At 71.9% G+C, this 9,987-nt stretch carries 10 protein-coding genes; 2 read left to right on the top strand and 8 right to left on the bottom strand.

Translation table 11 applies throughout. The features are described 5' to 3' along the window. Positions 1 to 1,641 (top strand): Zn-binding domain-containing protein (locus ABZS58_RS14920; RefSeq protein ID WP_354781530.1); only part of this gene is annotated, 1,641 nt, incomplete at its 5' end. 358 nt (positions 1,642 to 1,999) lie between these two features. Here ABZS58_RS14920 and ABZS58_RS14915 read toward each other — a convergent pair. The 7 genes from ABZS58_RS14915 to ssd all read right to left on the bottom strand — a co-directional run bounded on the left by ABZS58_RS14915 (position 2,000) and on the right by ssd (position 7,425). Then, on the bottom strand, positions 2,000 to 2,383 hold the full coding sequence (locus ABZS58_RS14915; RefSeq protein ID WP_354781866.1) for an Rv3654c family TadE-like protein: 384 nt from the start codon (positions 2,381 to 2,383) through the stop codon (positions 2,000 to 2,002). Positions 2,384 to 2,754: 371 nt separating this feature from the next. Then, positions 2,755 to 3,054, bottom strand: a complete 300-nt coding sequence (locus tag ABZS58_RS14910; RefSeq protein WP_354781528.1) for a TadE family type IV pilus minor pilin — start codon at positions 3,052 to 3,054, stop codon at positions 2,755 to 2,757. Positions 3,055 to 3,164: 110 nt separating this feature from the next. After that, positions 3,165 to 3,344, bottom strand: coding sequence for a DUF4244 domain-containing protein (locus ABZS58_RS14905; protein WP_354781526.1), 180 nt, complete (start codon positions 3,342 to 3,344; stop codon positions 3,165 to 3,167). Positions 3,345 to 3,394: 50 nt separating this feature from the next. Beyond that, positions 3,395 to 4,000, bottom strand: a complete 606-nt coding sequence (locus ABZS58_RS14900) for a type II secretion system F family protein (RefSeq protein ID WP_354781524.1) — start codon at positions 3,998 to 4,000, stop codon at positions 3,395 to 3,397. Then, the gene (locus ABZS58_RS14895) at positions 4,000 to 4,974 is read right to left on the bottom strand and encodes a hypothetical protein (RefSeq protein ID WP_354781522.1); all 975 of its coding nucleotides are present in this window, start codon (positions 4,972 to 4,974) and stop codon (positions 4,000 to 4,002) included. Before ABZS58_RS14895 ends, ABZS58_RS14900 begins: the two co-directional genes overlap by 1 nt. Further along, on the bottom strand, positions 4,971 to 6,257 hold the full coding sequence (locus ABZS58_RS14890) for a TadA family conjugal transfer-associated ATPase (protein ID WP_354781520.1): 1,287 nt from the start codon (positions 6,255 to 6,257) through the stop codon (positions 4,971 to 4,973). Before ABZS58_RS14890 ends, ABZS58_RS14895 begins: the two co-directional genes overlap by 4 nt. Before the next feature lie 85 nt (positions 6,258 to 6,342). After that, entirely contained in the window at positions 6,343 to 7,425 is a 1,083-nt protein-coding gene (ssd, locus tag ABZS58_RS14885; RefSeq protein ID WP_354781518.1) for a septum site-determining protein Ssd, read from the bottom strand. A gap of 667 nt (positions 7,426 to 8,092) precedes the next feature. Between ssd and ABZS58_RS14880 the strand changes: the two genes are divergently transcribed. Then, entirely contained in the window at positions 8,093 to 8,905 is an 813-nt protein-coding gene (locus ABZS58_RS14880; protein ID WP_354781516.1) for an HAD-IB family hydrolase, read from the top strand. Positions 8,906 to 9,147: 242 nt separating this feature from the next. Here ABZS58_RS14880 and ABZS58_RS14875 read toward each other — a convergent pair whose 3' ends face one another. Next, positions 9,148 to 9,891, bottom strand: coding sequence for an oxidoreductase (locus ABZS58_RS14875; RefSeq protein WP_354781514.1), 744 nt, complete (start codon positions 9,889 to 9,891; stop codon positions 9,148 to 9,150). Between the last annotated feature and the right edge of the window lie 96 nt (positions 9,892 to 9,987).

The raw sequence follows: 9,987 nt of genomic DNA, 5'->3' as shown, positions 1-9,987 counted from the left end.
GGCCTCGCCCCATGCGTTGGCTCCGCCGGTGCAGGGCCTGGCGCCGCCGCAGGCGTTGACGCCGGCTTTGACACGAGGGCCGGCTCCACAGCAGGTGCGGGACCCGACCCGTTCCTGGCGGCGGCGGCCGCCGAGCGGGTTACGGGCTTCGCGGTGCGGGACGCGGAGCCGGTGCGGCGGTCGGCATTGCGGGAGACCGCTGACCTCCTGACCGAAGCGGTCCTCGCCGGTGTCCGGACGCTCGCCTTCGTCCGGTCACGCAAGGGCGCCGAGGTGGTGGCCAGCGTGACCCGCCGGTCGCTCGACCAGGCCGTGCCGGGCCTCGGCGAACGGGTCGCCGCCTACCGCGCCGGCTACCTCCGCGAAGAGCGCCGCGCCCTCGAACGCGACCTCATGGACGGCACCCTGCTCGGCCTCGCCTCCACCAACGCCCTCGAACTCGGCGTCGACCTCGTCGGTCTCGACGCGGTCCTGATCTCAGGCTATCCAGGTACCCTCGCCTCCCTGTGGCAGCAGGCCGGCCGCGCGGGGCGGGCAGGCCGCGACGCGATGTGTGTGCTGGTCGCGCGGGACGACCCGCTGGACACGTACCTCGTGCATCACCCCGAAGCGCTCTTCGGCAAGCCGGTCGAGGCGACCGTCCTCGACCCCGCCAACCCGCACGTCCTCGGGCCGCAACTGTGCTGCGCCGCCGCCGAGATGCCGATCACCCCGGCGGACCTGCCGCTCTTCGGCCCGACCGCCGAGGCCACGCTGGATGCCCTCGTCGCCGCCGGGGTCCTGCGGAGGCGCCCCAGTGGCTGGTACTGGACGGAACGCCAACGCCCCGACGTCGACCTCCGCGGGGCGGGCGGCGGACCGATCGCCGTTGTGGAGGAGGCCACCGGACGCCTGCTCGGCACAGTCGACACCGGCTCCGCGCACCACCAGGTCCACACCGGCGCGGTCCACCTGCACCAGGGCACGTCGTACGTCGTGGACAAGCTCGACCTGGCCGACTCCGTCGCTCTCGTCCACGCCGAGGAGCCCGACTGGAGCACCCATCCTCGCGACGTCACCTCCCTCACCGTCCTCTCGGTCCGCCAGACCCGCACCGCGGGCCCGGTCACGCTCTCGCTCGGCGAGGTCGAGGTGACCTCGCAGGTCGTCAGCTACCAGCGCCGCCGCATCTCCAGCGGCGAGGTCATCGACACCTGCCAGCTCGACCTCCCCGAACGCATCCTCAAAACCGTCGCCGTCTGGTGGACCGTGTCCCCCGAGGCTCTGGACGCGGCCGGCATCGCCGAGGTCGACTGGCCGGGTGCCCTGCACGCCGCCGAGCACGCGTCGATCGGCCTGCTGCCGCTCGTCGCCACCTGCGACCGCTGGGACATCGGCGGCCTGTCCACCGCCCTGCACGCCGACACCGCCCTGCCCACCGTCTTCGTCTACGACGGCCATCCCGGCGGCGCCGGCTTCGCGGAACGCGCCTTCGACGTGGCCACCGACTGGCTCGGCGCGACCCGAGCCGTCGTCGCCGAATGCCGCTGCGAGCAGGGCTGCCCATCGTGCGTGCAGTCCCCCAAGTGCGGCAACGGCAACAATCCCCTCAACAAACACGACGCCGTCCAAGTCCTGTCACTCGTCCTTGCCACGCTGTAGCGCTCCTCAGTCGTCAGCACTCGTCAGTCGTCAGCGCACCCCCCGGACTGTCGTCAGCGACCGGAGCGGCCGTCTCGTCGTCAGTCGTCAGCGCTCCCTCGGCCGTCGTCTGCGACCGGAGCGGCCGTCAGCGGCCCTGGCCGTCGTCAGCGACCGGAGCTACGGTTAGCGACCGAGACGAATCAGTCACCGTCGGGCGCCCGCGCCAGGTCGCTCGTCCTCAGCGTCCTCGCCAGGGGTCAGGGTCCGCATCCGCGCCAGGTTCGCTGTCAGCCGACGTCAGGAATCCACGCCGGAAACCGGGTCAATCGACGTCAGGATCCGCGTCAGGGTCAGTCTTGTCGGCATCTGTGGCAGGTCAGTCACCGTCGGCTTCCATGCCGAAGTCGCGGACCGGCCCCGCGCGGGCGCTCGCTCTGCCCGCGGGTATCCCGTCGCCCATAAGGACCTCGACCGTCACGCGCACGTCGAGCCCGTCGACCGCGCAACTGACCAGCCTGGCGTCATTGGCCGAAACCACCCGGCCGGCAATCGCACAGGCGGCCTGCGAACCGTCGACCGCCCACACCGCGCCGGCCAGCGCACCCGCATCAGCGGCGTTCTGCGCCCTGTGCCGCGCGACGCGGGCGCCACCCAGCCCGAGCCCAATGACGAGCGCCGCGACACACACGACCCCGACGATGACCATCACCAGCGAGATAGACCCCCGATCCCGCGCCGCGGCGCCCCGCCCACAGACCATGACACCGCCGACCCGAACCACGACCTTCCGCGAGCGGCTCATGGTCCCTCGGCCCTGCATCACAACTTCCCGCAAGCGGCCAACGGCCTCTCGATCCCGGACCACGGACCACCACAAGCGGCCAACAGCCCCTCGATCCCGGACCGCAGACCACCACAAGCGGCCAACGACCCCTCGACCCCGAACCACGGACCACCACAAGCGGCGAGCAGACCATCGGGCCTGGACCATGAACCCCTGCAAGTGGCTCAGGCCCACTCGGCTTCCGACAACGACCTCCCGCGGGCGGCAATTGATTCCTCGATTGCCGGCCACGACCTTTCGTAGGCGGCCAATGACCCCTCGGCCGCCTGTCGCGACTCGCTCGCGGGTCATGGGTCGTTGCTTTCGGGTTCGGCCAGGGCGGTTGCCTCCTCGCGCAGGGTGATCGACGGCAGCGGGCCGAGGCTGACGCGTTGGCGCACTGTCACCCGCACGAGGTCGCCGTCGCGGTGGACCGAGATCGTGGCGCCCGCCGGCATGGTGTCGCGGGCGATGGACTCCTGCGGCTCGCCGCGGGCCGCCGCCCGTGCCGCCAGACCTGCCGCGTCGGTGAGGCGCACCTTGGCCGCTAAGGCGCTCCACCCGGCGAGGAAGATCAGCAGCAGGACGACGACTCCAGGAAGTGTCACGGCGAACTCGACCGTCGCCGACCCGCGGTCGTCGGCCCGGCCGGTGCGAAGCGTCCATCTCCGCCGGCGCCACGGACCCCCACGGCAGGCGCCACGATCCCGGTCGTCTCTCATCCCAGCGCCCCGCCGATCATCCGGAACATGGCGTCGTACGTCGAATCCGACATGACCACCTTCAGCAACACCGCGGCGAGGGCCACCCCGACGCCGATGACCAGGACGTATTCGATGCTGTGCGATCCACGGTCTTCCCTGCGCAGGGCACGGAAACGGGCGCGGAGGTTGGGCACTGGTGCTCCTTCACGGTGACGCTGGACCAAATCAATCGACGAACTACGACTCACAGCACCCTCACCACGTCGCGGATGATGGCGGCGACGACCGGCACGACACCGATCAGCACGAACGCGGGAAGGAAGCACACCCCGAGCGGCAGCACCACCAGCACGCCGACCCGGCGCGCCGACGCCTCGCCGGCGGCGGCCTTCGCGACCCGCAGGTCGGCCGCTTGCCGCTCGAGGGCCTGGGTCAACGCCGTGCCACGGTCGGCGCTGCGGGCGGCGACCCGGGAAAGCCGCCGCCCGCCGGGCAGGTCGGCCAGGTGCGCCCAGGCGTCCCGCGGTGACGCACCGAGCCGCAGTGCCCGTCCGACGAGCGTCAACCTGGACCCGACCGGCCCGCCGACGGCCTCCCCGACCACGATCGCCGCGCGGTCGGGTGGCGCGCCGGTCCTCAACGCCGCGGCGAGCAGCTCCGTCGCGAACGGCAGGTCTCCCTGTGCCTTGACCCGCTCCTGCCGCACGCGCCGGGACTCGACCCGCCGCAGCAACCGCTCCGCCGCGACCACGGCGACGACACCGGCCACGACACCCACGATCCCGCCGAGCAACAGCCCGACCGCGATGCCGCAGCAGGTCGCATACAGCCATCGGCGCCTCCGGCTCATCACCGCACCTCCTCGACGACGGACCGGACCATCCGCCCGGTCCAGAGCAGCCCGGCGCACTGCAATGCGACGGCGACGATCGCGCAGGCCGCACCGAGCGGTGTGTGCAGCAGCTGACCGACGGGATCGACCCCGATGCCGGCGCCGAGCCACAACCCGGCCGCGGGCATACCGACCAGCAACGTCGTCGTGGTCTGCGCCCCGGACGTCTGCGCGGCGAGGTTGAGTCGCAGCGCCTGCCCGGCGCGCAGGTCGGCCTCGACCTGGTCGAGGAGGTCGGCGAGCGGCGTGCCTAGCGCCTCGCTGACCCTGTGCGCGGCCTCGAGCCTGGCCAGCGCGACAGAGACGGCCGCGCTCTCCCGCCGGGCGGCCCGCGCGGACGGCATCTGATCACCCGACGCCGACCCGCCCGCCGAGCCGCTGTCGGCTGCCGAGGTGTCGGACGCCTCCCAGATCCGGCGGACCGTCGCTCCGAGACCGCTTTCACTGGTGTGCCGGGCCCACTGGCGGACCGGGGAGGGTGAGGTATAGAGCTCCACGTCGGCCCCACCCGGATAGGGCGCGGCACTCGTGAAGGGCACGACGCCCGCCCGCAGGTCGCCGACGGCGTCCTCGATGCCGTCGAGCAGCTCCGCGACAGCCTGGTCGGCCGCCCGCCGCAACAGGTGCCGGCGCACACCGATCATGGCGACCGACACATATGCCGCGGCCAGCACGGCTGCGACCGGGCCACCGGCCAGCAGCCCGATGCCGCCCGTGACCGCACCGCCGGCGGTGACGGCCGCGCCGGGCCGCTCGACGAGCACGGCCGGCAACCGCTCCGCCGTCGGCCATCGGCGGCGGGTGCCTGCGGTCCTGCGGTGCCGGGAGAGCCGGTCGAGCCGCGCTCGCGTGCGACGCCTGCGGAGCAGGAGCAGTCCGCAGGCGACGGTCATCGCCCCGCCCACGGCCAGCGCCAGGTCGATCGCGCTCATTGCCAGCCCTTCCCCGGCACGAACCGCCAAGGACCCGACGGCCGGGGCGGCGTGACACCCCGGTCGTCGATCAGCATCTCCAGCTGGTCGGCGGCGGCTGCCCGGCCGGTGCCGCGCCGCCAGGCGGTGAGCACGACGGTGGTCCGCTGCTCCGGATGCGCGTCCAGGACGCAGATCTCGCTGAGATACCGCGTGCCGTCGGAGTCACGCTGCAGATGCACGACGACCCGCAACGCGGGATGGATGAGGGCGTGCAGCGCTGCCCGTGGCACGCCGCCGAGCAGCCCGAGCGCCTCCAGCCGGGCCGGCACGTCGGCCGGCGAGTTGGCGTGCAGGGTCGCCGCCCCGCCCTCGTGGCCGGTGTTGAGCGCGCCGAGCAGGTCGACGATCTCGGCGCCGCGGCACTCGCCGACGACCAGCCGGTCCGGACGCATCCGCAGCGCCTGTCGCACCAGGTCCCGCAGGGTGACCTCGCCCGCGCCCTCCACGTTGGACAACCGTGACTGCAGCGCGACCACGTGCGGATGGGCGAGCCGCAGCTCGGCTGCGTCCTCGACGACGACGAGCCGCTCGGCGGGCGGTGACAGGGACAGCAGGGCCGCCAGGACGGTGGTCTTGCCGGTGCCCGTGCCGCCGGTCACGATGAACGGGATCCGTGCCGCCACGATCGACGCCAGCAGGCGGGCCGCACCCGGGTCGAACGTGCCGCGGGCGATGAGCTCGTCCATGGTGAACGTCTGCCGCCGGAACGTCCGCAGTGACAGATATGGCCCTTCACGGCCGATCGGTGGCAGGACCGCGTGCAGCCGGGTGCCGTCGGCCAGCTGCGCGTCGACGAACGGGGACGCGTCGTCGAGCCGCCGCCCGGCGCTCGCGGCGAGCCGCTGGGCCAGCCGGCGCACCTCGCTCGCGTCGCCGAACTGGCCCGTGGCCCGGCGCAGCCCGCCCCCGCGATCGACCCACACCTCGATGCCATTGACCAGGACGTCGGTGACGGCCGGGTCGGCGAGCAGCGGAGCGAGCCCGCCCGCGCCGATCATCTCGCCGATGAGCCGGTCGGCGACCTGCCGCAGGGTGCCTTCTCCGAGCAGCGCCGCACCGGGCTCGGCGCGCACCGATGCCAGCACCGCCGAAGGTGTCGGCTCGACACTGTTGACGGTCATCCGCAGCCGGACGCGCTCGACGAAGTCGTCGATCGGCAAGGTGACGGCCCCTCCGCCGGCCGTCACGAGCCGCCCGCCGGACGCCGGCTTGGTGCGCTCATCGAGCATCAACGCGCTCATGCCGTCACCTCCGCTTCGCTCCGACGACGGCACGAGCCGCACCGCCGCCCGATCCGCACTCCAGTGCTCCGATCGAGACGTGTGCTCATGCCGCTGCTCCGTTGGTCAGGCCGAGGTCGCCGATGATGCGGCGGCACAGCTGGGCGAGGGGGCCGCGGCCGTTGCCCGCGGGTGGGGTGCCCTGCTCCAGCCGTCGCGGGAGGTCGGGCTCGGCGCGCAGGGTGCCGGCGAGCGGCAGGCCGAGCGAGCGGGCGATCTGCTTGGTGCGCAGCCGGCCCGGCGCGGGGCCGCGGACGACCAGCCGCAGTTCGTCGGTGTGGGGCGTGACGGTCGCCGCGACCCGGGCGGCGGCGACGCAGGCGCGCAGCTCGGCGGGCACGACGAGAAGCACCTGGTCGGCGGCGCGCAGGGCGAGGACGGCCGCGTCGTCCAGGGATCGGGGCAGGTCGGTGACGACGAGGTCGCGGCCGCGGCTGCCGGCGTCGAGGGCGGCGGCCATCGCGTCCTCGGACAGACCGCCGGGCTGGCCGCGGTCGCAGGACAGCACGGCCACGTCGCCACGGCTGGGCAGCGCGGACACGAGCGCGGGCGGGTCGACGGCGCCGCTCGTCGCGGCCAGTGCCGGCCAGCGCAGACCGGCGATGTCTTCCCAGCCGAGGATGAGGTCGGCGCCGCCGCCGAGGGGATCGGCGTCGACGAGCAGGGACCTGAGGCCGACATTGCCGGCCGTGATGGCCAGGCCGGCGGCGAGGACGCTGGCGCCCGCGCCGCCGCGACCGCCGAGGACGGCGAGGATCCTGCCGCGGGCGGCGGCCGTGACGGCGTGCCCGTGGGCGACGGTCGCGAGACGGTCCATGAGCCATGCGGCGCCGTCGGGGAACCTGACGATCTGCTCGGCGCCGACCGCGTCGGCGAGCGCCATGGCCCGGTCCAGTCGCTGGTCGCGGGTGAGCAGGACGACGCCTCGCCGGTGGGGCAGGTGGGCTTGGGCGCAGGCCTGCGCCGCGGCGTCGCCGATCAGGACGATCGGCGCTTCGGGATATCGTGCCCGGGCAGGCTCTGGGCCGGGCTCGACGTCGACGTCGAGCGGGACGCCGGCGGCGAGACTGAGCACGTCGTCAAGCAGGTCGATGTCGTCGGTGACGAGCAGTGGTCGATGTCGTGCCACAACGTGCTCCACGGGGTAGTCGGGCTGGTGGACCCGCACACCATGGCTCCGACACGGCCTCCGCCGCTCGACCGTCGACCCGCTTCTGTGGATAACCGGCCGCTTGTGGACAGCCCCTACCGCCCGCAGTGGATCTGCTAAAAAAGTCCGGACAAATAGGTCCGAAAACGGCATCGGGCTCGCTGGGTCGTACCAGCGGAATTCCAAGCAGTGTCAAAACGGTCGAAGACGCGAACTTTGTGAACGCTCAACAAAGCATCGGGCGTCAATGCTCCATAACCCGACCATTAGTGGGGCCAGCAAGCGAAAGGCCATGCGCCCGTTGAGATACAAAGGGGACGACCCCCGCCGGGGGGTGACGGGGGTCGCCGGGGGTTCGGCTCCGGGGGGGTCGAGCCGAACCCACTCAGCGGCTACGGGGGGTGCAACCGCTGAGAGTCAATAACGGGTCGTTGTCGCGTGGAGGTGAAACCTCGTCGCAAACATAAGCATGCCTGAGTGGACCGCCATACGTCGAGTAGGACCGGCCCGCAACACGCCCGGAACACCAATCAATATTTCACCCTGCGGTAATCATGAGTGATCAACCCTATGCCCAGCGTGATCCACAGCCGGGTTCGCAGGTCTGGGCCCCACGCCCTGACTGTCAACGCTACACTTGCCCGCCGTGGGGCGTAGCGCCGCGTTTTTCGACCTGGACAAAACGGTGATCGCCAAGTCAAGCGCCTTGGCCTTCGGTCGACCGTTCTATCGCGATGGACTGATCAGCCGCCGCGACGTGATCAAAGGCGCCTACGCACAGCTGCTCTTCCGCGTCGGCGGAGGCTCCGACGAGCAGACCATGGCGAAGACGCGGGACTACCTGGCGGCCCTGGTCAAAGGCTGGCGCGCCGAGCAGGTGCGGCAGATTGTGCGGGAGACGCTCGAGGAGCTGATCAGCCCCTACATCTACGCGGAGGCCGTGCTGCTCATCGAGGAGCATCGGGCCGCCGGCCGCGACGTGGTCCTGGTCTCGACGTCGGGTGACGAGATGGTGCGGCCGATCGGCGAGCAGCTGGGTGTCACCGACATCGTCGCGACCCGCATGGTCATCGGCGACGACGGTTGCTACACCGGCGCCGTCGACTTCTACGCCGCCGGGCCCAACAAGGTCGTGGCGGTCAAGGAGCTCGCGACCGAGCGCGATTACGACCTCGCCACCTGTTTCGCCTATTCCGACTCGGTGACGGACGCGGGCCTGCTGGACCTCGTCGGACATCCGACGGCCGTCAATCCCGACCGTGGACTTCGCAAGATCGCCGTCGAGCGCGGCTGGCCGATGCTCGCGTTCCGCCATCCGATCCCCCTCGGCCGTCGCCTGCGGGAGCGGCCGGCGGTGCCGGTGACGGCCGCCGCGATCGGTGTCGGTGTCGGCTTGGCAATCGCGTTCGCCCTGTACAGCAAGCATCGCCGGAGCAAGGCAGCCATCACCACGGCATGATCACACCAGCACCATCCGTCACATTCTGTCGCCGGGGACTTCCGCTTGTGGAGGTCACGGCGTAGAAAAGAAGAGCGGGACCCGACATGGATCTCGTGCACGGCCACCGGGCACCCACGAGCGATCAGCCGCGGTAGGCGCGTTGCGACGGCTCCTGCACGGACCGCCGACAACGGACTCAAAAGTGCACGCATGGTAACCCGGTAGGACGTGTGTGACGGCGCCTCTGTATGAGGCGCCGTTCACTGTGCGTAGACGCCGCTGTCGCAGATCTCGACCAGCTCCTCCGCCGCCCGCTCGGCCGCGGTCGCGTAGTGGCGCAGCCACGAGCGCAAGCCGTCCGGGGTGCCGGTCGCGAAGGCGTTGGCCGCACCGACATACTCCGGCTCCCTGCTGCGGTGCCCGACGTCCATCGCCAGCAGGCCGCGAGGGTCCAACCCGCCGCCGATCAGGGTCAGTCGCGCCGCAGCACGCGCCACCACTCCGTTCGGCCCCTCAAAAGCTTTCAGTGCCAGAAGCTCCCCATGTACGACTGCCGCCTGCACCAACACGGGAACCTTTGTGCCGCCGGTCACAATCGCGGACAGCGCCTCCAACCGGGTCGCCGCCTGCGGTCCGACCGGGCGGCCGAGCGACGCCTCCGGCACCACGTCACGCGCGATCAACGTGTGGAGCCTGGCGAGTGCCTGCCGGGGCGCCTTGGACCAGGTCGCCGTAAGCCCGTCCAACGCGGCGGTCGCCCGCAGCGCGCCATGGACCACCGGATCCGTGACCACACCCGCCCGCACTCCTTCGAGGTCGAACCCGTGCGTGTCCAGGGCCGCACTCGCGACCGACGAGCGCAGCGCCACCTCGGCGGCGACGGGCCCGCCGGAGCGGCGCAGGGCACGGTGGCGCATGGCCGCGTCGACGGCCTGGCGCGCCGAGTCGAAGGCCGGCCGGACGTCGGCGAGATCCAACAGCGGAGCGAGTGGGTCAGCTTGCACGGGCAAACGGTATCGTGCCTCTACTGGTAACAATGCTTACAGAAGGCCCGGCGCTCCACAGGCGCCACTCAGCGCAGAACACTCGCAAACTGTCAC

It is taken from the genome of Dactylosporangium sp. NPDC005555 (assembly GCF_040605635.1).
GTDB lineage: Bacteria > Actinomycetota > Actinomycetes > Mycobacteriales > Micromonosporaceae > Dactylosporangium.
This window is presented reverse-complemented; position numbering and strand designations above follow the sequence as displayed.